The organism is Nocardioides mangrovicus (assembly GCF_003674065.1).
In the GTDB taxonomy this organism is placed as follows: Bacteria; Actinomycetota; Actinomycetes; order Propionibacteriales; family Nocardioidaceae; genus Marmoricola; species Marmoricola mangrovicus.
Window position 1 is genome coordinate 48,154 of sequence record NZ_RDBE01000007.1, and the last position, 22,836, is coordinate 70,989.

Sequence of the window (22,836 nt, forward strand, 5' to 3'; positions counted from 1 at the left end):
GCTTGTCGATGGTGGTTGAGCAGCGACTGCGGCTGAGGGACGAAGCCGCAACGGAGCGTGCCGAAACGCGGTGAGGTGGGCGCCGACGCCCGGAAGGGCACACCAACCGTCGCGAAGTAACCTCGACACCATGACTTCCGTGTCCCTCGGGATGCCCAGCGCTCCGCCGCCGGTGCTGGCCCCGCGTCGCAAGAGCCGCCAGATCAAGGTCGGCAAGGTGATGGTCGGCGGCGACGCCCCGGTCTCGGTGCAGTCGATGTGCACCACCCTGACCGCCGACGTCAACACGACGCTGCAGCAGATCGCCGAGCTGACCGCGGCCGGGTGCGACATCGTCCGCGTGGCGTGCCCGTCGCAGGACGACGCCGACGCACTGGGTGAGATCGCCCAGCACAGCCAGATCCCGGTGATCGCCGACATCCACTTCCAGCCCAAGTACGTCTTCGCCGCGATCGAGGCCGGTTGCGCGGCCGTGCGCGTGAACCCGGGCAACATCCGCAAGTTCGACGACCAGGTCAAGGAGATCGCCCAGGCGGCCAAGGACCACGGCACGTCGATCCGCATCGGGGTCAACGCGGGCTCGCTGGACAAGCGGGTGATGGAGAAGTACGGCAAGGCCACGCCCGAGGCGCTGGTGGAGTCGGCGGTCTGGGAGGCCTCGTTGTTCGAGGAGCACGACTTCCACGACTTCAAGATCTCGGTGAAGCACAACGACCCCGTCGTCATGGTGCGCGCCTACCAGCTGCTGGCCGAGGCCGGCGACTGGCCCCTGCACCTCGGCGTCACCGAGGCCGGTCCCGCCTTCCAGGGCACGATCAAGTCCAGCGTCGCCTTCGGCGCACTGCTCTCCCAGGGCATCGGCGACACCATCCGCGTCTCCCTCTCCGCGCCCCCGGTGGAGGAGGTCAAGGTCGGGCTGCAGATCCTGGAGTCGCTCAACCTGCGCCCCCGCCGGCTCGAGATCGTCTCCTGCCCCTCCTGCGGTCGCGCGCAGGTCGACGTCTACAAGCTCGCCGACCAGGTCACCGCCGGCCTGGAGGGCATGGAGGTGCCCCTGCGCGTGGCCGTCATGGGCTGCGTCGTCAACGGCCCCGGCGAAGCCCGCGAGGCCGACCTCGGCGTCGCCTCCGGCAACGGCAAGGGCCAGATCTTCGTCAAGGGCGAGGTCATCAAGACCGTCCCCGAGAGCCAGATCGTGGAGACCCTCATCGAGGAGGCCATGCGCATCGCCGAAGGCATGGAGGAGGTCGAGGGCGGCTCGCCCTCGGTGTCGGTCAGCTGACTCAGGGGCCGGTGGACGCTGGCTGCGGAGGTCGCCCCGCGACCGTCTCGAAACCAAGCCCGGAACATTCTGGTCGGGTCGGTCGGCGCAGCTCGGCGGGAGGCTCCCGGGCTGCCGGTTGGTGGTGGTCGCGGTCCTTGGCTGGCTACGCCGGGTGGGGTCGGCGGGCCGCTGCGGTCGGCGTCCGGGTTGCGGGCGGCGCGCGGGGCGGTGGCTGGCGCTGGTGGTGGGGTGGTTTCGACGCGCCCGCTCGCAGGGCTCGTGGAGCTGCTCAACCACTGGGGCGGCGCTGGTTGAGGCGGTGCGCTAGCACCGTCTCGAAACCAAGCCCCACCCCGGATCGAAAGATTCACGAAACAAGCCTTGACCAGCACAAACACCGCTGTTGGCCCTTGCTCATGCGTTCGAACAGATGTACGATTCAAATATGAGCGCGGCCCCCGTCGAGACCCTTCCCGAGACCACCTCGGGCATCCTCGACCGCGCCCGGGCTGCTCACCAGACCGAACTCGCTGCCGCCGCGGACCTCCTCGCCGCCGCCGCAGCCTGGGGCGAGGCCCACCCCTGCCCCACCGGGACCCCGCCCGCCGGGTGGGGTGCGCCCGACCTGCACGGCGAAGGCCTCGTGCCCTTGGCCGGTGACGGCGCACCGCTGGTGGCGGAGTTCGCGCCCGCCGAGCTCGGCGCCCACCTGGGGCTGACCACCGACGCCGCCGCCCGCCTCATCGGCGAAGGCCTGGAACTCAAGCACCGGCTGACCCGGCTGTGGCAGCTCGTCACCGGCACCCACCACCTCAACGACCGCCTCGCCGGCGCCCGACGCCTGCCCGCGTGGCGGGCCCGCCGCGCCGCAGCCGCCACCATGGGCCTCGATGCCCACACCGCGAACCTGGTCGACCGGTGGCTGGCCCACCTCGCCGTGGTCAACCCGAACCGCCTCACGACGACCGCGATCGAACAGACCGTGGCCTGCTTCCGCGACCACGCCGACCCGGACCGGGCCGAGGCCAAAGCCCAAGCCGACGCCGAACACCGCCACGTCACGTTGACGCCGCGCCACCGCAACCCCGACTACGGGCAAGGCCCGGTGGGAGGGCACGTCACCGAAGTGGTGATGCTCCTCGACACCCCTGATGCGGTCCGGTTCGACAACACCGTCGCCCACCTGGCCACCAGCCTCGGCGTTCTCGGCGACACCAACCCCCTCGAGATCCGCCGCGCCACCGCCGTCGGCCTCCTCGCCGACCCCCAACACGCCCTCGACCTCCTCGCTGCCGCCTCCGGCGGACGCGACGCCGACACCCGGCCCAGAACAAGCGGCTCAGCGACCTTGTATCTGCACCTCGACGCCGCTGACCCCCGGCTCGTGGAGTCCGAACGTCACGGCACCCTCGCGATCAGCACCGTCCGCGACTGGCTCAATCGGCTCAACCTCGGCGGCGGCCGGGTCACGATCCGCCCCGTCATCGACCTCAGCAGCTCTAACCCCGCCAGCTCCGACCTCTACGCCCAAGCCGTCGACGCCCACGACCCACCGGAGTCGATGCGTGAGGCCGCCGTCCTACGCGACGCGTGCTGCCTGTTCCCCGGCTGCACCCGCGACTCCCGCCACGCCGACCTCGACCACCGCGTCCCCTACGTGCCAACCGACGCCGGTGGTCCACCCGGGCAAACCTCGCTGGACAACCTCGGCCCGCTGTGCCGACGCCACCACCGCCTCAAAACCCACCACCACTGGCACTGGCAACGCACCAACGACCACACCATCACCTGGACCACACCCGACGGCACCGTCATCCACACCCTCACCCAACGCCGACACCACTGAGCCCTGCGTCCGGCCGCACCAGGTGACGGTGCGAGCCCCGGTGGTCGGAGTCGCCTAGGGTTCAGGTGTGCTCCGGACCCAGTCCGGGTTGCGCGTGCTGGGCGCGCAGGATCTCCCCGAGGTCCTCGACCTGCTGGCCGCCGACCCGGTGCGCAACGTCTTCGTGGACTACCGCGCGCGTCTGACCCGGCTCGAGCCGCGGTGGCTGGGCGGTGAGATCTGGGGCTGGTTCCGCGACGGTCGGCTGGCCTCGGTGTGCCACGCCGCGGCGAACCTGGTGCCCGCGATGGCCGACGAGGAGGCGCTGGACGCCTTCGCCGGGCGGGCGCGCAAGCGGGGCCGGACGTGCTCGACGATCGTCGGCCCACGCGACCAGGTCGAGGTGCTCTGGGACCGGCTCAGTTCGCACTGGGGGCCCGCCCGGGAGCTGCGCTGGCAGCAGCCGCACCTGGAGATCAGCGGTTCGTCCGACGTCGAGGCCGACCCGCTGGTGCGGCGCTCGGAGGCCAGCGACATCGAGACGCTGTACCCGGCGTGCGTGGCGATGTACACCGAGGAGGTCGGCGTCTCCCCGGAGTGGGACGGCGGCCGCGACCTGTACCGCGCCCGCGTGGCGCAGCTGGTCAGCCGCGGCTGGTCGTTCGCACGCTACGAGGAGGGCCGGGTCGTGTTCAAGGCCGAGATCGCCTGCTCGACGCCGCACGCCTGCCAGGTGCAGGGCGTCTACGTCGCCCCCGACCGCCGTGGCGAGGGACTGGCCACCCGGGGCATGGCGGCCGTCGTGGAGCTGGCCCGCCGCGAGATCGCGCCGGTCGTCTCGTTGTACGTCAACGGTCACAACACCGCGGCGCGGACCGCCTACGACCGGGCCGGGTTCCGGCAGACCGAAACCTTCGCGACGGTGATGTTCTGATGCGCGAGGCACGCATCCTGGCCGCCATCCTGGGCGGTTCCGGCGTGATCCACCTGCTGCGACCGGAGACGTTCGAGCCGTTGATGCCGGACGTCGTGCCCGCCCACCGCGAGGTGATCCTCGGCTCCGGCGTGCTGGAGCTGGCCTGCGCCGCCGGTCTGCTGACCCGTCGGTTCCGCCGCCCGGCCGGGTGGGCGAGCGCGGCGCTGCTGGTCGGCGTCTTCCCCGCGAACCTCAAGATGGCCGACGACGCGCGCCGCAGCTCCAGCACCGGCTTCAAGGCCGCGGCGTACGGCCGGCTGCCGCTGCAGGTGCCGCTCATCCGGATGGCGCTGCGAGCCGCGCGGAGCTGAGCACGACACCGCGTCGAAAACGGGTACCCGCCGGCTACTAACCTCACCTGTCATGACGATCCTGCGGATGTCGACGCTGTTCGTCCGGACCCTGCGCGAGGACCCGGCCGACGCGGAGGTGCCCAGCCACCGGCTGCTGGTCCGCGCCGGCTACGTACGCCGCGCGGCGCCGGGCATCTACTCCTGGCTGCCGCTGGGGCTGCGGGTGGTGCGACGGATCGAGAACATCATCCGCGAGGAGATGGACGCGATGGGCGCCCAGGAGCTGCTGTTCCCGGCGCTGCTGCCCAAGGAGCCCTACGACGCATCGGGTCGCTGGACCTCCTACGGCGACGGCATCTTCCGGCTCAAGGACCGCAAGGGCAACGACCTGCTGCTCGGGCCCACCCACGAGGAGATGTTCACCCTCGCGGTGAAGGACATGTACTCCTCCTACAAGGACCTGCCCGTCCTGCTGTACCAGATCCAGACCAAGTACCGCGACGAGCCGCGGCCCCGTGCGGGCGTGCTGCGCGGGCGTGAGTTCGTGATGAAGGACGCCTACTCCTTCGACGTGGACGACGCCGGGCTCGAGGTCTCCTACCAGGCCTTCCGCGACGCCTACGTGCGCATCTTCGACCGGCTCGGCTTCGACTACGTCATCGTCAAGGCCCACAGCGGCGCCATGGGCGGCTCGGCGTCGGAGGAGTTCCTGGCCAAGGCGGCGGTGGGGGAGGACACCTACGTCCACTGCACCACCTGCGACTACGCCGCCAACGTCGAGGCGGTCACCGTGAGCCCGCCCGCAGCGGTGGCGTACGACGGGCTGCCCGCGGCGCACGTCGAGGAGACCCCCGACACCCCGACCATCGAGACGCTGGTCGACCATGCGAACGCCGCCCATCCGCGCACCGACGGCCGGGACTGGCGGGCCTCGGACACCCTGAAGAACATCGTGTTCTCCGTGCGCTACCCCGACGGCCGCTCGGAGGCGATCGCCTTCGGCGTGCCCGGCGACCGCGACGTCGACGTCGCCCGCGTGGAGGCGTTCCTCGGCGAGGGCGCGGTGTTCGAGCCCTACAGCGAGGAGGAGTTCGCGGCCCAGCCGAGCCTGGCGAAGGGCTACATCGGTCCGGGCGCGCTGGGCGCCGACGAGCCCGCCGGCATCCGCTACCTGCTGGACCCACGGGTGGCCGAGGGCACGGCCTGGGTGACCGGCGCCGACGAGCCCGGTCGGCACGTCTTCGACCTCGTGGCCGGTCGCGACTTCACCGGCGACGGCGTGGTCGAGGTGGCCGACGTGCGCGACGGCGACCCGTGCCCGGTCGACGGCGACGAGGGCGGCGTCCTGGTCTCCGCCCGCGGCATCGAGATGGGCCACATCTTCGCCCTCGGCCGCCTCTACGCCGAGGCGCTGGGCCTGCAGGTGCTCGACGAGAACGGCAAGCTCGTCACCGTCACGATGGGCTCCTACGGCATCGGCCCCACCCGGGCGGTGGCGGCCATCGCCGAGAACACCCTCGACGACCTCGGGCTGTGCTGGCCGCGCAACGTCGCGCCGGCCGACATCCACGTCGTCGCCACGGGCAAGGACGAAGCGGTGTTCGCCGCGGCAGAGGAGCTGGTCCGCGAGCTCCACGCCGCCGGCGTGGAGGTGCTCTACGACGACCGGCCCAAGGTCAGCCCCGGGGTGAAGTTCAAGGACGCCGAGCTGATCGGCGTGCCCACGATCGTCACCGTCGGCCGCGGCCTGGCCGAGGGCGTCGTCGAGTTGCGCGACCGAGCCTCCGACGAGCGGAGCCAGGTGCCGGTCGCCGAGGCGGCCGCGCACCTGGTCTCGCTCGTGCTGCGGTGAGGATCAGACGCAGCGGGGCCAGCAGCTGGGGCCGGGGCTGAGGCGGAAGTAGTAGACCGGCCCCAGGTCCTTGACGGCCGAGCGCGGGGGAGCGCCGTTGCGCCCGTCCTGAAGGGTCCACAGCTCCTTCTTGTTCTTGTCCAGGGCCGTCAGGTAGGCGCCACCGGTCTGGCTGTTGACCACGAGGTGGTCGCCGTTCTGGCCGTAGATCGGGTAGGTGCCGTACGCCTTCCACTTGTAGGTGATGCTGCTGCCCTGGCTGTTGGAGTAGACGCAGCCGTAGTACGTCGGGCAGGTCGCCGCGGCCTGCGCCGCCGACGTCAGGGCCGGCGCGGATAGCAGTCCGACCAGCGCGGTGAGCAGGGTCGTCGCGGTGATGAGGTGTCTCTTCATCGTTCCTCCGAGATCGGCCGGTGATCGGCACCGGCCTGGGTATGCAGACCACGATGGCCGGTGCCGGCGGGCGGCGGCGGAGGTTTCGGATCAGGCCGAACAGTCGGTGTGGGTCCCGTCGGCTCGCTGTGCCACGCTCTGCGCCGTGGAGCCGTTCGCCGACCTCGCCTTCGCCGAGACCGGCCGGTTCCGCGCCTTCGAGGTCGTCGCCCCCGGGTTTGCCGGCTGCTGGCCCGACGCCGCGGCGGCGCCCTTCGCCGGCATCGAGGCGCCGCCGGTCTCGGGGCGTACCGGGGTGGGCCGGGCGGTGGCCGACTGGGATCTGGAGTCCGGGACGGTGGTGCTGCGCGTGGGCGGTCGCCGACCACGGCGGCGCCGGTTCGACCCCGCGGGGGTGACCACGCTCGGGTTCGCGCTCTGCGAGCGGCAGGCCACGGCGCTGGTGCGACGTGCGGACGGCTGGCTGCCGCTGGTCACCCTGCGCGACCCGCAGCTGCCGGCGGACGAGCTGTCCTGGACGGCACCACCCGGCTCGGTGACTGGTCCGTTCGGGATGGCCGGGCGTCGCGACCCGCACCTGGTGCAGCACGCCGACGGCACCGCGTACGTCGAGGACGGGCGGGTGTTCATGACCTGGACCTGCGCCGGGCTGGGCTTCTTCGCCCAGGCGCACTGGGGCGTGTTCGCGCTCGACCCGGAGCGGCCCGGTGAGATGGAGCAGGTGGCGCAGGTCTACGGCCGCCGCGACGGCCGGGTGGTGGGCGACCACGCCGGGCAGCTGGTGCGCGACGGCGATCGATGGCTGGTGATGGTGTCCTCGTGGGGCGACTTCCCCGAGAGCGGCGTGCAGGTGCGCCACGCCGTCACCGACGCCGACCTGCTGCACGGCGTCCACGTGCTGGAGACGAGCCTGACGCCGCTGCCGACGTCGCTGGCGACCTGGGACCCCTGCTTCACCCGCACCGACGACGGCTGGCTGGTGGCCTACGTCGAGAGCCGCTCGCAGCGGCCCTTCCGCTTCCACCCGGTGCTCGCGCGCACCACCGCGGACCTGCCGTGGGAGGGGCTGCGCGAGGTCGGCGCGGCCGAGGAGCTCACCCAGTGCGAGGGTCCGGTGCTGGTGCGCCGCCACGACCGCCTCTGGCTGCTGGCGGCCGACGCGGCCGCGCGGACCTACCGGGTGTGGGACGACGCGATGCGCCCAGCGGGCACGCTCGACGCGCCGTTCGGCACCAACATCCCGCACCCCCAGCTGCTCGAGAGCGACGGCCGCTGGCGGCTGCTCACCTTCGACGGCAGCTCGACGGCAGGACAGCGTCGGCGCTCGGTGATGGGATACGGAGGGCACGGCGACGTCGTCGTGATGGAGGAGGGCCGATGAGCATCGAGGCGGTCGTCTTCGACTGGGGCGGCACGCTCACGCCCTGGCACGACATCGACTTCGAGGCCGAGGCGCAGGCGCTCGCACGGGCCGTGGTCGGCGGCGGTGACGACGCCGCCGGCCTGCTGCGCGCGGCGGCCGACACGGTGTGGGGCCGCTCGCGCGACCAGCAGCGCAGCGCGACGGTGGCCGACCTGTTCGTCGAGGCCGGCCTCGAGCACGACCCCGACCTGCTCGTCCACTACCGCGAGTTCTGGGAGCCGCACACGCTGACCGACCCCGAGGCGGCGCCGATGTTCCGCACCCTGCGCGAGCGCGGTCTCAAGGTCGGCGTGCTCTCCAACACCGTCTGGCCACGCGAGTGGCACGAGGCGTTCTTCGCCCGCGACGGGGTGCTCGACCTCATCGACGGCGCCGTCTACACCAGCGAGGTGCCGTGGACCAAGCCCGCGCCGGAGGCGTTCCGCGCGGCGCTCGACGCCATCGGCGTCGCCGACCCGGCCCGCTGCGTGTTCGTCGGCGACCGGCTCTTCGACGACGTCTGGGGCGCGCACCACGCCGGGTTGCGGGCCGTCCACATCCCGCACAGCACGATCCCGGCCAACCAGGTCGGTCACACCGAGGGCGAGCCCGATGCGGTCGCGCACTCGCTGGCGCAGATCCCCGACCTGGTGGAGCAGCTCTAGTCCGACGCCTTGGCGCCCAGGCCGCTCGTCCCGGGCCAGGTCTCCGGTCGGCCGCCGAAGGTGAGCTGCCGCACGGCGCAGGACTGCATCGCGACCACGGCCAGCCGCCGGTTCTCACCGGAGGTGCTGGCCACCAGCGTGCCGTAGGTGTCGGCGATGCGGCGCTCGATGGTCAGCGCGGCCCGGACGATCTGCTGCTGGTCGGCGGCGGCGTTGGGCAGCACGTACGAGGGGGAGGCGGCCACGGGCGTGGCGCCGGCGGCGGTGATGCGGGCGACGAGGTCGTCGCGCTGGGTGCGGTGCCAGGTGAAGGCGTCGTCGAGCTGGCCGAACAGCGTCGGTTGGGCGCCCTCGGAGGTCTGCGCGACCAGGACGGTGAACACGTAGCAGGCGGCGTGCTCGCCGGCCAGCGTGTCCTGCAGGGCCTGCGTGGTGTCGCTCGGGGAGTCAGCCACGGGGCAGCACCTCCAGCCGCTGGCCGTAGGCGCAGCCCATGCTGGCCAGCAGCCGGGCGAAGGCGCCGGACTCGGCGCGACCGGCGGCGTCGAGGCAGGCCTGCTGCAGGGCGGTGGTCTGCTGGCGCACCTGCGCCAGCGCGGCGGCGCGGTCGGCGCCCACGGTGGCCGGCGTGGGGCTCGCGGGCTGCAGCCGGTTGGCCGAGACCGCGCCACGCAGCGTCGTCAGGTGGCTGCGCTGCACCGCCAGCAGCGGCGCCAGCGGCAGACCCGCGAAGCTGCGCCGGGTGCGCACCAGCAGGTCGTCGACGGCGCGGAGCCGCGTGACGAGGTCGGAGACGATGGCCTCGTCGGTGTCCAGCGACGCCGTGGCCGACGGGCTCGACGACCCGGCCGGGGTCGTCGCCGGGGTCGTCGCCGAGGTCGCCGTCCGGGCCGTCGAGCACCCGGTGGCGCCGACCAGGACCGCCCCCGCCAGTGCCGTACGACGGGTCAGCGGCAGGGCAGGCACCCGGCGATCCTAGATCGGGAGAAACACCTACTAGGGTGGACGCACCGCAGCAACCACAACACAACAGCAGGAGGTCGGATCCTCATGGTCGGCCAGGAATCGACCCAGCCCCGGGACCGTCTGGTCGAGCTGTTGGGCGCGCCGCTGGCCGCCGCCGGGCTCGACCTGGAGGACGTGGGCCTCACCACCGCCGGGAAGCGGCGGGTGCTGCGGGTCGCGGTCGACAAGGACGGCGGCGTGAGCATGGACGAGGTGGCTGAGGCGACCCGCGAGGTCTCGCGCGTGCTGGACGAGTCCGACGCGATGGGCGAGTCGCCGTACACCCTCGAGGTGGGCTCGCCCGGCGTGGACCACCCGCTGACGCTGCCGCGCCATTGGCGGCGCAACCACGACAGGCTGGTCAAGCTCACCCTCGCCGACGGTGAGTCGCTCACCGGCCGGGTCCTGGCCAGCGACGAGCAGAGCGCGACCCTCGACGTCGGCGGCCAGGAGCGGGTGGTGGCGCTGCCCGAGGTGGCCAAGGCCCGGGTCCAGGTCGAGTTCAACCGCAAGAAGGAGTGAGGCGACGTGGACATCGACATGACGCTGCTGCGCAGTCTGGAGCGCGAGAAGGAGATCTCCTTCGACGTGCTGGTCGAGGCCATCGAGCAGGCCCTGCTCACCGCCTACCAGCGCACCCCCGGCGCGGCCGAGCAGGCCCGCGTGGTGCTGGACCGCAAGAGCGGACACGTCACGGTGCTGGCGGCGGAGACCGACGACGAGGGCACCCGGATCGGGGAGTACGAGGACACCCCCGACGGCTTCGGCCGCATCGCGGCCACCACCGCGAAGCAGATCATGCTGCAGCGGCTGCGCGACGCCGAGGACGAGCGCAAGTTCGGTGAGTTCTCCGGCAAGGAGGGCGACATCGTCTCCGGCGTGGTCCAGCAGGGCCGCAACCCCGACGACGTGCTGGTCGACCTCGGCACCCTCGAGGCGCTGCTGCCGGCCGGCGAGCGGGTGCCGGGGGAGGACTACTCCCACGGCACGCGGATCCGGGCGCTGGTGGTCACCGTGCGCAAGGGGCTGCGCGGGCCCCAGGTGATGCTCTCGCGTACCCACCCCAACCTGGTGCGCAAGCTGTTCGCGCTGGAGGTGCCCGAGATCGCCGACGGCACCGTCGAGATCGCGGCGGTGGCCCGCGAGGCCGGTCACCGCACCAAGATCGCGGTGCACTCGACCGTGCCCGGCGTCAACGCCAAGGGCGCCTGCATCGGTCCGATGGGCCAGCGGGTGCGGGCGGTGATGAACGAGCTCCACGGCGAGAAGATCGACATCATCGACTGGGCCGAGGAGCCGGCCGCGTTCGTCGGCAACGCGCTGAGCCCGGCGCGTGTCACCGAGGTACAGGTGGTCGACGCCGAGGCCCGGGCCGCGCGCGTGATCGTCCCGGACTTCCAGCTCTCGCTCGCCATCGGCAAGGAGGGCCAGAACGCCCGGCTCGCCGCCCGGTTGACCGGCTGGCGCATCGACATCCGTCCCGACGAGGAGCCGGAGGCGGCGCCGGGACCGGTCGCGTGAGCACCGGCGCGCTGGTCCTCTCCGGCTCCAGCGGCCGGGTCGAGGAGGAGCGGTGCGCGCTGCTGCGCCGCCACGGGGTCGAGGCGCGGTCGATGCGCTGGTTCGGGGGGCCAGGCCAGCCGCCCGGCATCTGCGAGGTGCCGCTGGAGACCTTCACGCCACAGCTCGACCAGCTCAGCCGCAGCTGCGACCGGCTCGTGGTGATGGGGGTGTCCAAGGGTGCGGAGGCGGCGCTGCTGCTGGCGCTGCGCGACCCGCGGATCGACGCCGTCGTCGCGTTCGCACCGACGTCGGTGGTGTGGGCCAACGTCGGGGCCGGTCTCGACGGCCAGGTGCGCCCGCAGCGCTCGTCGTGGACCTGGCAGGGCGAGCCGCTGCCGTTCGTGGCCTACGACGAGCAGGTCGAGCCCGGCTACGAGACACCCGGCGGGCTGCCCTCGTTCCGCCGGGTCTACGAGCAGAGCCTGCGCACCCACGCCGACGCCGCGCGGGCCGCGCGCATCCCGGTCGAGGACCTCGAGGCCGACCTGGTGCTCGTGGCCGGCGGCGACGACCGGATGTGGCCCTCGGTGGACTTCGCGCTGCAGCTGGTGGCCGCGGCACCGCACGCACGGCTGGTGACCGACGCCGACGCCGGGCACCGCACCGTCCTGCCCGGCGAGGTGCCGCCCCCGCCCAGCACGGTCAGCGACCACGGCGGCCGCCGCTGGGCCGACGTCCGGCTGGGGGAGCGGGCCTGGCCCGAGATCGCAGGCGTGCTCGAGATTCACAGCTCACCCACGTGAACCCGACCTTCCCCACCCGAGCTCCGGTGGGGGAGCGACGGTTCACCACGGCACCGTGAGGAACCGTCGCCGGCGCCGGTTCGGCCCACGACCGCCGACGCGTTAGAGTGGTCGGCGGTGGTCACGTCTGCTGTCGTCCGCACCTGTGTGGGTTGCCGTCGACGTGACTCCCGGCGTCAGCTGCTGCGGGTGGTCGCAGGAGCGGGGCCCGACGGCCGCCCGGCCGTCGTCCCCGATCCGCGTGGCACCGCACCTGGCCGAGGGGCGCACCTGCACCCCACGACCGACTGTCTGACGCTCGCCGAGCGCCGACGGGCGTTCCCCCGGGCCCTGCGAGTGGAGGGCGCGATGGACCTCGCGGCGCTGCGGATGTACCTCAACCGAGCAGAACCGACACAGAACTGGAGCACCAGCTCATGAGCCTGCGATGAGAACGTCGCGATGAGCGTGCAACCCGACTAATCGGTCCGTCGTCCCTCCTGGGCTTCGGACCAGGAGGAATCAGTGGCACCCAGCAAGATGCGAGTCTCCGAGCTCGCCAAGGAGTACGGCGTCAAGAGCGCCGAGGTCATCACCATGCTCACCGACATGGGTGAGTACGTGAAGGCCGCCTCGTCCAGCGTCGAGCCCCCCGTGGTCAAGCGCTTCCAGGACACCTACGGCGCCGAGCTGTCGGCCAAGATGGAGGCCGCCGCGGCCAAGAAGGCCGCGAAGAAGGCCCCGGCCAAGAAGGCCGCGCCCGCCGCCGACGCGTCGGCCGAGGCTGCGGCCCCCGCGCCCGCCGACACCCCCGCCGAGACCCCCGCCGAGGCGCCGGCACCCGCCGCCGAGGCGCCGTCGGAGGCTGCCGCCCCGGCGCCCGCCGCCAGCGCGTCCGGCCCGCGTCCGGGCCCGCGGCCCGGCCCGCGCGAGGAGACGGCCGCCGCCCAGCCCGCGGCCGAGCCGATCGCCGAGCCCGAGCCGGCGGCCCCTGCCGCCTCCGCCGCCCAGGCCGCCCAGGCGCCCGACGTCCCCGAGCAGCCCGCGGCCCGTGCGGCCTCGCCGGGCCCGCGCCCCTCGGCGCCGGGTCCGCGGCCGGTCGGCAAGCCCGGTGGCGCGAACCGTCCCGGCGCTCCGCGTCCGGGCAACAACCCGTTCTCCAGCACCCAGGGCATGGGACGTCGTCCCTCCGCGCCGGCCCCCGGCGGTCCGGGTGCGCCCGGCGGTGCCGGTGGCGCCGGCGGTGCCGGCAGCGACCAGCGCCCGCCCCGCCCGCAGGGCGGTCGCGACGGCATGCCGCGCCCGAACCCCGCGATGATGCCGAAGTCCCCGGCCGCCTTCGGTGGCGGTCCGGGCGGTCGAGCCGGTGGACCCGGTGGCCCGGGCCGCGGTGGCCCCGGTGGTGGCCCCGGTGGTGGCCCCGGTGGCAACCGTGGCGGTGCGCCCGGTCGTGGCGGTTTCGGCGGCCCTCCCGGTGGTGGCCTCGGTGGCCCCGGCGGCGGTCGCCCGGGCGGTCCGGGTCGTGGTCGTCCCGGTGGCCGCGGCACCACGCAGGGTGCCTTCGGCCGCCCCGGCGGTCCCTCGCGGCGTGGCCGCAAGTCCAAGCGGGCGCGTCGCCAGGAGTTCGAGGCCATGGAGGCCCCGACGATCGGCGGCGTGCGGGTCCGCAAGGGCTCCGGCGAGACCGTCCGGCTGGCCCGTGGCGCCTCGCTGACCGACTTCGCCGAGAAGATCGGCGTCGACGCCGCCTCGCTGGTGCAGATGCTGTTCAGCCTCGGCGAGATGGTCACGGCCACCGAGTCGGTCAACGACGAGACGCTGGAGCTGCTGGGCGAGGAGCTGAACTACATCGTCGAGGTCGTCTCCCCCGAGGACGAGGACCGCGAGCTGCTCGAGGGCTTCGACCTCGAGTTCGGCGCCGACGAGGGCGACGAGGAGGACCTGGAGGTGCGGCCGCCGGTCGTCACCGTCATGGGTCACGTCGACCACGGCAAGACCAAGCTCCTCGACGCGCTACGCGACGCCGACCAGGTGGCCTCCGAGGCCGGTGGCATCACCCAGCACATCGGCGCCTACCAGGTGCACACCGAGGTCGACGGCGACGACCGTCGCATCACCTTCATCGACACCCCCGGTCACGAGGCGTTCACCGCCATGCGTGCCCGCGGCTCGCAGTCCTCGGACATCGCGGTGCTGGTGGTCGCGGCCGACGACGGCGTCATGCCGCAGACGGTCGAGGCGCTCAACCACGCCAAGGCCGCCGGGGTGCCGATCGTGGTGGCGGTCAACAAGATCGACAAGCCCGACGCCGACCCGACGAAGGTGCGCGGCCAGCTCACCGAGTACGGCCTGGTGCCCGAGGAGTACGGCGGCGACGCGATGTTCGTCGACGTCTCGGCCAAGTCGGGGCTCAACCTCGACAAGCTGCTCGAGTCCATCGTGCTCACCGCCGACGCCTCGCTCGACCTTCGCGCCAACCCGCACCAGGACGCCCAGGGCCTCGTGGTCGAGGCGCACCTGGACCGCGGTCGCGGCCCGACGGCCACCGTGCTCATCCAGCGCGGCACGCTGCGCGTGGGCGACTCGATCGTCGCCGGCCCGGCCCACGGCCGGGTGCGGGCGATGCTCGACGAGTACGGCAACAACATCGAGGAGGCGACCCCGTCGCGTCCGGCGATGGTCCTCGGCCTCACCGCCGTCCCGGGCGCCGGTCAGAACCTGATCGTCGTCGAGGACGACCGGATGGCGCGCCAGATCGCGGAGAAGCGCGAGTCGCGCGAGCGGGCGGCCATGCAGGCCAAGCGCCGCGTGCGTCGCACGCTCGAGGACTTCATGGCCTCGATGGAGAAGGGTGCGAGCCAGGAGCTCAACTTGATCCTCAAGGGCGACGTGTCCGGCTCCGTGGAGGCGCTGGAGGACTCGCTGGCGAAGATCGACGTCGGCGACGAGGTCAGCATCCGCATCATCGACCGCGGCGTCGGTGCCATCACCGAGACCAACGTCGACCTGGCCGCGGCCTCCGACGCGATCATCATCGGCTTCAACGTCCGCCCGCAGGGCAAGGCGACCGAGATGGCCGACCGCGAGGGCGTCGAGATCCGCTACTACTCGGTGATCTACCAGGCCATCGAGGAGATCGAGGCGGCTCTGAAGGGCATGCTCAAGCCGGAGTTCGAGGAGTCGGTGCTGGGGCAGGCGGAGATCCGTGCGATCTTCCGCAGCTCCAAGATCGGCAACATCGCCGGCTGCATGGTCACCAGCGGCGTCATCCGGCGCAACGCGCAGGTGCGGCTCATCCGCGACGGTGCCGTCGTCGTGGAGAACACCGAGCTGTCCTCGCTGCGGCGGGAGAAGGACGACGCCTCCGAGGTCCGCGAGGGCTTCGAGTGCGGCCTGGTGCTCCGGGGCTACAACGACATCAAGGAAGGCGATGTCGTGGAGGCCTTCGAGCTCAAGGAGATCCCGCGCAGCTGATGAGCAGCCCTCGTGTCCGCAAGATCGCCGACCGGATCAAGGTGATCGTGGCGGAGATGCTCGAGCGGCGGATCAAGGATCCGCGGTTGGGCTTCGTCACGGTCACCGACGTCCGGGTCTCCGGCGACACCCAGCAGGCCTCGGTGTTCTACACGGTCCTCGGCGAGCAGGAGGACCTGGCGGGCACCGCGGCCGCGCTGGAGTCGGCCAAGGGGCTGATCCGCTCCGAGGTCGGCAAGCAGCTGGGCATGCGGCACGTGCCGACGCTGGAGTTCATCCACGACGCCCTGCCCGAGACCGCGCGCCACATCGACGAGGTGCTGGCGCGCGCCCGGGAGATCGACGACCAGGTCAGCGCCACCGCCACCGGAGCGGCGTACGCCGGCGAGGCCGACCCGTACCGCAAGCCGCGCGAGCCCGACGAGGCGGACGAGGAGGAGTGATGCCCGACGGGCTTGTGCTGGTCGACAAGCCCGGCGCCATGACCTCCCACGACGTCGTCGCCCGGGTGCGGCGGCTGCTGGGCACCCGCAAGGTCGGCCACGCCGGCACGCTGGACCCGATGGCCACCGGCGTGCTGCTGCTCGGCGCGGGCCGGGCCACCCGGCTGCTGGGGCACCTGATGCTCACCCAGAAGGCCTACGACGCCACGATCCGGCTCGGTGCCGCGACCACCACTGACGACGCCGAGGGTGAGGTGGTGGCCACCGCGCCGACCGACGGGCTGAGCGAGGACGCCGTACGGGCGGCCCTGGCCGGGTTCGTCGGCGAGATCGAGCAGGTGCCCTCGAGCGTCTCGGCGATCAAGGTCGAGGGGAAGCGGGCGTACGCACGGGTGCGGGCCGGTGAGGACGTCGTGCTCGAGCCGCGACGCGTCACCGTGCACGCCATCGACGTCACCGACGTCGATCTGCCCGAGGTCGAGATCTCGGTGCGCTGCTCCAGCGGCACCTACATCCGCGCCATCGCCCGCGACCTCGGATCCTCGCTCGGCGTGGGCGGTCACCTGACCGCCCTGCGCCGCACCGCCGTCGGCCCGTTCACGCTGGCCGACTGCCGCCCGCTTGAGCAGGGGCTTCCGGTGCTGGGCATCGACGAGGCGGCGCGTCGCTGCTTTCCCGGCGTCGACCTCGACGAGCAGCAGGCTGCCGACGTCCGGGTGGGACGCAAGCTGGCCACCGACCTCGGCGCGAGCGGACCGGTGGCGCTCTTCGCGCCGGGCGGGGAGTTCCTCGCGCTCTACGAGCAGCAGGGGCCGCAGGCCCGCGCGGTGGCGGTCTTCACCGGCTGAGCCCTCTCGTGAGGGGTGGCGTTCACCCGGCCCCGCTGGGATGAGGACGTGAAGACTCTCGGGATCCCTGCCGCCCTGCTCCTCCTCGTCGCGCTCTCGGCGCCGGCCGAGGCGAATGCGAACCTGAAGCCGGACTACGAGGTCAAGCTGTTGCTCGACCCGGCCGACGTGCTCACCTCCGGCCACGTGCCCACGACGGCGCTGACGTCCTACCTCGACCTGGGCGCGTCGGACACCCGCTCCTACCAGTACCTCGACACCGATCCGCTGGACCTGGACGCCGAGGGGTGGTCGGTGCGCGAGCGGGTGGTCGGCAGCGGCGACCTGCAGCTGGACTACAAGCACCGCTGGACGATCAGCGACGGCGACGTCGACGCCGCGCTCGACCAGGCGAACGACGACGGGTTCGACGCCGCGGACGACAACTACGACGCCGAGGTCGACTGGGGCTACGGCTCCGAGGTGCTCTCGGCCGCCGACGACAAGACCGAGGACGAGGACCTGCCCAGCGGCCAGGACGCCGTCGACGTCGCCGTGGCCGACATCCCCGGCAAGCTGGACGACTGGGGCACCAAGAACTGGGGATCGCAGGTGCTCGCCGAGTCGCGCGTGCACGGCCCGGTGACGACCCACCAGTACGAGGGCACGCTGGACGGTCACGACGTCGACCTCGAGGTGGTGCCGCTGCGGGCCGCTTCCGGAAGCGGTACCGACTACCTGGTGGAGCTCTCCTTCAAGGAGCAGAAGGAGTCCTCGGCCGCGAGCGCGCGGTCGGCAGCGATCAGCGAGCTCGACGACCAGGGTTGGCTGCTGCACCAGGACTCGCTCAAGACCTCGCTCATCCTCGACAGGTACTGACCCGCGTGCGCGAGACCAGCCGGGCCGCTCGATAGGCTCTCCTGGTGCAGATCTGGCGCTCCCTGGACGAGGTCCCGGACGACCTGGGACGCACCGTGGTCACCATCGGCAACTTCGACGGTGTGCACCGTGGTCACGTGAGCGTGGTGACGCGGGCGCGGCAGCTGGCCGACGAGCTCGGCGTCGACCACGTCGTGGCCGTCACCTTCGACCCTCACCCGATGGCCGTGCTGCGGCCCGAGCATGCGCCGCAGTCGCTCAGCGACGTCGAGATGCGCGCCGAGCTGCTGGGCGCGGTCGGCGTCGACGACGTGCTGGCGCTGCCGTTCTCGCTCGAGGTGGCCCGCTGGTCGCCGACCGAGTTCGTGGACCGGGTGGTGGTGGCCGCCCTGCACGCCAAGGGCGTGGTGGTGGGCGCCAACTTCCGCTTCGGCGCCAAGGCCGCCGGCGACGTCTCGACGCTGCGCGAGCTCGGCGCGCCCCACGACGTCACCGTCGAGGGGATCCAGCTCGACGGCGGTCCACAGGTCTGGTCCTCCACCTACGTCCGCACCTGCCTGGCCGCCGGCGACGTCGAGGGCGCCGCCGAGGCGCTGGGCCGCCCGTACGCCGTGCGCGGCGTGGTGGTACAGGGCGACCAGCGGGGCCGCGAGCTGGGCTACCCGACCGCCAACGTGCCGGCCGGCGACCGCGCGGTGCCCGCCGACGGCGTCTACGCCGGCTTCCTGCGCCGGGTCGACCGCGCCGGCAGCGCGCCGCTGCCGGCCGCGATCTCGGTCGGCACCAACCCGACCTTCGCCGGCGAGCGGGATCGCCGCGTGGAGGCCTACGTGCTCGACCGCACCGACCTCGAGCTCTACGGCGTCGAGGTGGAGGTCACCTTCGTCGCACGCATCCGCGGGATGGTCCGCTTCGACGGCGTCGACCCCCTGCTGGCGCAGATGGCCGACGACGTCGAGCGGACCCGCCAGCTGCTGTAGGTCGAGTCTCGGCACGCCGGTCACGGCCTCGCATGCTCGGCCGTGCGGCTCGCTCGACCACCATCAGGCGGTCCGCTGGCGCGGCCCGCCTATGCGTCGAGGTCCTTCTCGACCAGGTCGGCGATCGTGTTGACCGCGGCCTCGTCGTCGCCGGAGACCTCGACGGTGTCGCCGTTGCCGGCGCCCAGGGTCATGATCAGCAGCGAGGAGCTGGCGTCGACGCCCTCCTCACCGGGCAGCCCGATGGAGACCTCGGAGTCGAGGTCGCCGGCGGCCTCGGCGATCAGCGCGGCGGGACGGGCGTGCAGGCCGACGGCCGAGCCGACGGTGACGGTCCGATTAGGCATGGGGTGTGGCTCCTTCGTTGGAGGGGTGGGTCAGACGGTAGCGATGTCGACGGCCGCAGCCGAACGGGTGCTCTTCAGCGCCACCACGGCGAGTGCCGCGACGACGACGCCGATCGCCAGGGCGATGACGTAGCCCAGGATGTTGTGGACCGCGAACAGCACGAAAATGCCGCCGTGCGGAGCGCGCACCGAGACGCCGAAGGCCTCGGAGAGCGCACCGGTGACGGCACTGCCCAACATGATCGAGGGGATCACGCGCAGCGGGTCGGCCGCGGCGAACGGGATGGCGCCCTCGGTGATGAACGAGGCGCCCAGGGCCCAGCCCGCCTTGCCGTTCTCGCGTTCGGCGACCGTGAACAGCTTCGGGCGCACGACGGTGGCCAGGGCCAGCGCGATCGGCGGCACCATGCCGGCCAGCATGACCGCGGCCATGATCTTCAGCCGCGGGTCGGAGGCGGCGGCCGAGGCGGCCACGCCGACGCCGGCCGCGGCGAAGCTGTAGGCGACCTTGTTCAGCGGGCCGCCCATGTCGAAGGCCATCATGAGGCCGAGGATCGCGCCGAGGAGGACCGAGTTCGCCCCGCTCATGTTCGACAGGCCGTTCTCCAGGGCGTCGATGAGCTTGCCGATCGGCTTGCCCAGCACGACGATCATGATCAGCCCCGCGATGATCGAGGTCAGCAGCGGGATGACCAGCACCGGCATCAGGCCGCGGGCCCAGGCGGGCACCTTCCAGCCGGCGATCCAGTGCGCGATGAGCCCGGCGAGCACGCCGCCGAGGATGGCGCCGAGGAAGCCGGTGGCCGGCAGGCTGGTGGGGTCGCCGGCGCCGTCGTTGACGTTGAACACGTTAATGGCCAGGCCGCCCATCACGAAGCCGGGCGCGATGCCGGGCCGATCGGCGATGGCGTAGGCGATGTAACCGGCCAACGCGGGGACGAAGAAGATGAAGGCCGTCTTGCCGATGATGAAGAACAGCGCGCCGAGGTAGGCGAAGAGGCCGGACCCGAACAGCGCGTGGGGCAGGTCGAGCTTGTTCACGTCGGGCAGGTTGAACAGCGTGTTGTCGACGGCGATCTTGCCGTAGCTGTTGACGATCTCGTCGCCGCCGAAGAGGAAGCCGAGGGCGATGAGCAGGCCGCCGGCCGCGACGAACGGGATCATGTAGGAGACGCCGGTCATCAGTACGCGGCGCACGCGGCCGCCCCACGACTCGTTGCCCGACGCCGTGGCGCGGGCGCCACCGCCGCCGGCGGTGCCCTCGACCTTCGGGGCTTCGGCCGGGTCGGCGGCGTAGGCCAGGGCCTCGGCGATCATCTGGTCGCCCTCGTCGACCGGCCGCTTCACCCCGGAGGAGACGAGCGGCTTGCCGGCGAAGCGGGCGCGGTCGCGGACCCCGACGTCGACGGCGAAGATGACCGCGCCGGCGGCGTCGATGACCGCCGGGTCGAGCGGGGTGGAGCCGGCCGAGCCCTGGGTCTCGATGTGGATCTCGACCCCGGCCCGGGCGGCCGCGGCCTCGAGGGCCTCGGCGGCCATGTAGGTGTGGGCGATCCCGGTCGGGCAGGCGGTGACCGCGACCAGGGTCGGCTTCGCGGCGCCCGCCGCCGAGCCGGCCGGGGCCGGCTCGGTGGTGGCGGCCGGTGTCGACGGGGCAGCCGGGGCAGCCGGGGCCGAGGGCACCGTGTCGGTGGCGACGACGCCGCTGACCAGGTCCACGACCTCCTGGGCCGTCTCGGCCTGGCGCAGCCCGTTGACGAAGTCGGCCTTGACCAGCGCGCGGGCCAGCTGGGTGAGCAGCTTGAGGTGCGTGGCGTCGCCGCCGGCCGGGGCGGCGATGAGGAAGGCGAGGTCGGCGGGGCCGTCCTTGGCGCCGAAGTCCACGGTCGGGCTCAGCCGCGCGAAGGCCAGCGTCGGCTCGCTCACGCCCGCGGTGCGGCAGTGGGGGATGGCGATCCCGCCGGGCAGTCCGGTGGCGGCCTGGCCCTCACGGGCGGTCGCGTCGGCCACGAGCTGGTCGCGGCCGCCGTCGCCGTCGGCCCGGCCGGCCGCGGCGACCAGGTCGGCCAGCGACCCGATCACCCCCGCCTTGTCGGGGCCGAGGTCGGCGTCGAGCCGGACCAGGTCCGTGGTGATGAGGTCGGTCATAGGGTCACTTTCTCTTCTCTGTGCGCAGCAGTGGGGTCGAGCCGGTGGACGGTGACCAGGTCGGGCCGGGTCTGGTCCGGTCGGGGGATCGTGGTGCCGGGCAGCGACGCGGCGGCGCTGCCGTAGGCGACGGCCTGGGCCAGCCGCTCGGGCGGCGAGCCGTGCCGCAGGTCGGCCAGCAGGTAGCCGAACAGCGAGGAGTCGCCGGCCCCCACGGTGGAGACCACCGTGGTCGGCGGGGGAGTGGCGTGCCAGCAGCCCTCGGCGCTCACCAGCACGGCGCCGTTGGCGCCGAGGGTGGCCAGGACGGCGCCGACGCCGCGGTCCAGCAGCCGTCGGGCGGCGTCGGCGGCCGCGCGGGGGTCGGACTCGGTCAGCTCGGGGTCGGCGCCGGTCAGCGAGGCCAGCTCCGCGCCGTTCGGCTTCATCAGGTCAGGCGCCGAGCCGGGCAGCCGGGCGACCAGCTCGGCGAGCGGCCGGTCGCTGGTGTCGACGGCGACCTGTGCCGGCATGTCGTGCAGGGCGGCGACGAGCTCGGCGTACCACTGCGGCGGAGCGCCCGGCGGCAGCGAGCCGGCCAGCACGATCCAGCTGGCGGTGGCGGCGCGGCTGAGCAGGGCGTCGCCCAGCGCGTCGAGGCTGGCGGCCGTGGCGGTGGGCCCGGGGCTGTTGAGCTTGGTGGTGGTGCCGTCGGGCTCGGTGATCGTGACGTTGCCGCGGATCGGGCCCGAGGGCGGCTGCGGGCGGGTGTCGATGCCGTCGCGCAGCAGGTCGTGGACGAACGGGTCGTCGGGGTCGGCGGGCAGCACCGCGAGGGTGCGGACGCCCGCGGCCACCGCGGCACGGGAGATGTTGATGCCCTTGCCACCGGCCTGGGCGGTCTCGGCCGCGGCCCGCATCACGCCGCCGCGCTCGAGCGGTCCCGCGAGCTGGATGGTGCGGTCGGTGCTGGGGTTCGGGGTGAGGGTGACGATGAGTCCCGACGGACGCTGCGTGCCGCTCGCGCTCATGCCAGCACCACCTCGACGCCGGCGCGGCGGATGCGTTGCCGGTCGTCGTGGCCGATGCCGTGGTCGGTGATCAGCACGTCGACCTCCTGGGTGCGGGCGAAGCGGGTCATCGTCTCGACGCCGAGCTTGGAGGAGTCGGCGAGCACGACGACCCGCCGTGCGGCGTGGACCATCGCGCGCTTGGCGGCGGCCTCCTCGGCGTCGGGCGTGGTGAGGCCGTGCTCGGCGGTGAGGCCGTTGGTGCCGACGAAGCCGACGTCGGCGCGCAGCGAGCCGAGCGCGGCGACGGTCTCGGAGCCGACCGCGGCCTGCGTCGTGCGCCGGACGCGGCCGGGCAGCAGCCGTAGCTCCACCTGCGGCAGCCCGGCGACGCGGGCGGCGACCGGCACGGCGTTGGTGACCACCACCAGCTGCCGGTCGCGTGGCAGCAGCGCGGCCAGCCGAGTGGTGGTGGTGCCGGCGTCGAGCAGCACCGTGCCGTGGTCCTCGGGCAGCAGGGCCAGCGCCGCCGCGGCGATCCGGTCCTTCTCCATGGCGTGGGAGCTGTCGCGCTCGGCCACCGCCGCCTCGATCATGGCCAGCGACTCCGCCGGCACCACGCCGCCATGGACGCGGCGGACGACCCCGGCGCGCTCGAGGACGGTGAGGTCGCGGCGTACCGTCTCGGTGGTGACGTCGTAGTCGGCCGCCAGCTCGGTGACCGAGAGCCGGCCGCGGCGAGCCACCGACGCGGCGATCGCCTGCTGGCGCTCCTCGGCGTACATCGGG

23 protein-coding genes are annotated in these 22,836 nt (G+C 73.0%); 16 read left to right on the plus strand and 7 right to left on the minus strand.

Translation table 11 applies throughout. The annotated features are described in order from the left end of the window. Nucleotides 1-130 precede the first annotated feature (130 nt). The 5 genes from ispG to D9V37_RS09735 all read left to right on the plus strand — a co-directional run bounded on the left by ispG (nt 131) and on the right by D9V37_RS09735 (nt 6,210). Nucleotides 131-1,282 (plus strand): flavodoxin-dependent (E)-4-hydroxy-3-methylbut-2-enyl-diphosphate synthase, encoded by a 1,152-nt coding sequence (ispG, locus tag D9V37_RS09715; RefSeq protein WP_121805977.1) that lies wholly within the window; start codon nt 131-133, stop codon nt 1,280-1,282. A 427-nt stretch (nt 1,283-1,709) separates the two neighbouring features. Further along, nucleotides 1,710-3,110, plus strand: coding sequence for an HNH endonuclease signature motif containing protein (locus tag D9V37_RS09720; protein WP_121805978.1), 1,401 nt, complete (start codon nt 1,710-1,712; stop codon nt 3,108-3,110). Nucleotides 3,111-3,177: 67 nt separating this feature from the next. Further along, nucleotides 3,178-4,023 (plus strand): GNAT family N-acetyltransferase, encoded by an 846-nt coding sequence (locus D9V37_RS09725; RefSeq protein WP_121805979.1) that lies wholly within the window; start codon nt 3,178-3,180, stop codon nt 4,021-4,023. Continuing rightward, complete coding sequence (locus tag D9V37_RS09730) at nt 4,023-4,376, plus strand: DoxX family protein (RefSeq protein ID WP_121805980.1); 354 nt, start codon at nt 4,023-4,025, stop codon at nt 4,374-4,376. The genes D9V37_RS09725 and D9V37_RS09730 overlap by 1 nt, the downstream gene beginning before the upstream one ends. Before the next feature lie 52 nt (nt 4,377-4,428). Next, nucleotides 4,429-6,210 carry a proline--tRNA ligase gene (locus tag D9V37_RS09735; protein ID WP_232524843.1) on the plus strand — a complete coding sequence of 594 codons (1,782 nt, stop codon included), beginning with the start codon at nt 4,429-4,431 and terminating at the stop codon, nt 6,208-6,210. 3 nt (nt 6,211-6,213) lie between these two features. On the opposite strand, the gene D9V37_RS09740 is transcribed toward D9V37_RS09735, so the two are convergent. After that, on the minus strand, nt 6,214-6,603 hold the full coding sequence (locus D9V37_RS09740) for a hypothetical protein (protein ID WP_121805981.1): 390 nt from the start codon (nt 6,601-6,603) through the stop codon (nt 6,214-6,216). A gap of 145 nt (nt 6,604-6,748) precedes the next feature. Between D9V37_RS09740 and D9V37_RS09745 the strand changes: the two genes are divergently transcribed. Next, on the plus strand, nt 6,749-7,984 hold the full coding sequence (locus tag D9V37_RS09745) for a hypothetical protein (protein WP_121805982.1): 1,236 nt from the start codon (nt 6,749-6,751) through the stop codon (nt 7,982-7,984). After that, nucleotides 7,981-8,670: an HAD family hydrolase gene (locus D9V37_RS09750; RefSeq protein WP_121805983.1), complete on the plus strand. Its 690-nt coding sequence runs from the start codon at nt 7,981-7,983 to the stop codon at nt 8,668-8,670. The genes D9V37_RS09745 and D9V37_RS09750 overlap by 4 nt, the downstream gene beginning before the upstream one ends. Here D9V37_RS09750 and D9V37_RS09755 read toward each other — a convergent pair. Both D9V37_RS09755 and D9V37_RS20230 read right to left on the minus strand, forming a co-directional pair. After that, on the minus strand, nt 8,667-9,125 hold the full coding sequence (locus D9V37_RS09755) for a ferritin-like domain-containing protein (protein ID WP_158604430.1): 459 nt from the start codon (nt 9,123-9,125) through the stop codon (nt 8,667-8,669). The two genes, D9V37_RS09750 and D9V37_RS09755, sit on opposite strands and share 4 nt — an antisense overlap. Next, on the minus strand, nt 9,118-9,636 hold the full coding sequence (locus D9V37_RS20230) for a hypothetical protein (RefSeq protein WP_158604431.1): 519 nt from the start codon (nt 9,634-9,636) through the stop codon (nt 9,118-9,120). Before D9V37_RS20230 ends, D9V37_RS09755 begins: the two co-directional genes overlap by 8 nt. Nucleotides 9,637-9,720: 84 nt before the next feature. On the opposite strand from D9V37_RS20230, the gene rimP reads away from it, so the two are divergent. From rimP to D9V37_RS09800, 9 genes are all read left to right on the plus strand, one after another. Further along, a complete protein-coding gene (gene rimP, locus D9V37_RS09760; protein WP_121805985.1) occupies nt 9,721-10,197 on the plus strand; it encodes a ribosome maturation factor RimP in 477 nt (158 codons plus the stop codon). Nucleotides 10,198-10,203: 6 nt separating this feature from the next. After that, nucleotides 10,204-11,196 (plus strand): transcription termination factor NusA, encoded by a 993-nt coding sequence (nusA, locus tag D9V37_RS09765; RefSeq protein ID WP_121805986.1) that lies wholly within the window; start codon nt 10,204-10,206, stop codon nt 11,194-11,196. After that, the gene (locus D9V37_RS09770) at nt 11,193-11,981 is read left to right on the plus strand and encodes an acyl-CoA thioester hydrolase/BAAT C-terminal domain-containing protein (RefSeq protein ID WP_198412477.1); all 789 of its coding nucleotides are present in this window, start codon (nt 11,193-11,195) and stop codon (nt 11,979-11,981) included. Before nusA ends, D9V37_RS09770 begins: the two co-directional genes overlap by 4 nt. A 147-nt stretch (nt 11,982-12,128) precedes the next feature. After that, on the plus strand, nt 12,129-12,401 hold the full coding sequence (locus tag D9V37_RS09775; protein ID WP_269778380.1) for a YlxR family protein: 273 nt from the start codon (nt 12,129-12,131) through the stop codon (nt 12,399-12,401). Nucleotides 12,402-12,500: 99 nt separating this feature from the next. Beyond that, nucleotides 12,501-15,434: a translation initiation factor IF-2 gene (gene infB / locus D9V37_RS09780; protein WP_121806506.1), complete on the plus strand. Its 2,934-nt coding sequence runs from the start codon at nt 12,501-12,503 to the stop codon at nt 15,432-15,434. Further along, the gene (gene rbfA, locus D9V37_RS09785) at nt 15,434-15,877 is read left to right on the plus strand and encodes a 30S ribosome-binding factor RbfA (protein ID WP_121805988.1); all 444 of its coding nucleotides are present in this window, start codon (nt 15,434-15,436) and stop codon (nt 15,875-15,877) included. The genes infB and rbfA overlap by 1 nt, the downstream gene beginning before the upstream one ends. After that, a complete protein-coding gene (gene truB / locus D9V37_RS09790) occupies nt 15,877-16,725 on the plus strand; it encodes a tRNA pseudouridine(55) synthase TruB (RefSeq protein WP_121806507.1) in 849 nt (282 codons plus the stop codon). Before rbfA ends, truB begins: the two co-directional genes overlap by 1 nt. Before the next feature lie 48 nt (nt 16,726-16,773). Then, the gene (locus D9V37_RS09795; RefSeq protein WP_147455912.1) at nt 16,774-17,583 is read left to right on the plus strand and encodes a hypothetical protein; all 810 of its coding nucleotides are present in this window, start codon (nt 16,774-16,776) and stop codon (nt 17,581-17,583) included. 44 nt (nt 17,584-17,627) lie between these two features. Then, nucleotides 17,628-18,563, plus strand: a complete 936-nt coding sequence (locus D9V37_RS09800; protein ID WP_121805990.1) for a bifunctional riboflavin kinase/FAD synthetase — start codon at nt 17,628-17,630, stop codon at nt 18,561-18,563. 89 nt (nt 18,564-18,652) lie between these two features. Here D9V37_RS09800 and D9V37_RS09805 read toward each other — a convergent pair whose 3' ends face one another. Genes D9V37_RS09805 through D9V37_RS09820 form a run of 4 tightly spaced genes read right to left on the minus strand, consistent with a single transcriptional unit; the run spans nt 18,653 to nt 22,832 of the window. Next, nucleotides 18,653-18,910 (minus strand): HPr family phosphocarrier protein, encoded by a 258-nt coding sequence (locus D9V37_RS09805; protein WP_121805991.1) that lies wholly within the window; start codon nt 18,908-18,910, stop codon nt 18,653-18,655. A 30-nt stretch (nt 18,911-18,940) separates the two neighbouring features. Further along, nucleotides 18,941-21,058 (minus strand): PTS fructose transporter subunit IIABC, encoded by a 2,118-nt coding sequence (locus D9V37_RS09810; protein WP_121805992.1) that lies wholly within the window; start codon nt 21,056-21,058, stop codon nt 18,941-18,943. After that, nucleotides 21,055-22,068 (minus strand): 1-phosphofructokinase family hexose kinase, encoded by a 1,014-nt coding sequence (locus D9V37_RS09815; RefSeq protein WP_121805993.1) that lies wholly within the window; start codon nt 22,066-22,068, stop codon nt 21,055-21,057. The genes D9V37_RS09810 and D9V37_RS09815 overlap by 4 nt, the downstream gene beginning before the upstream one ends. Next, entirely contained in the window at nt 22,065-22,832 is a 768-nt protein-coding gene (locus tag D9V37_RS09820; protein ID WP_121805994.1) for a DeoR/GlpR family DNA-binding transcription regulator, read from the minus strand. Before D9V37_RS09820 ends, D9V37_RS09815 begins: the two co-directional genes overlap by 4 nt. Between the last annotated feature and the right edge of the window lie 4 nt (nt 22,833-22,836).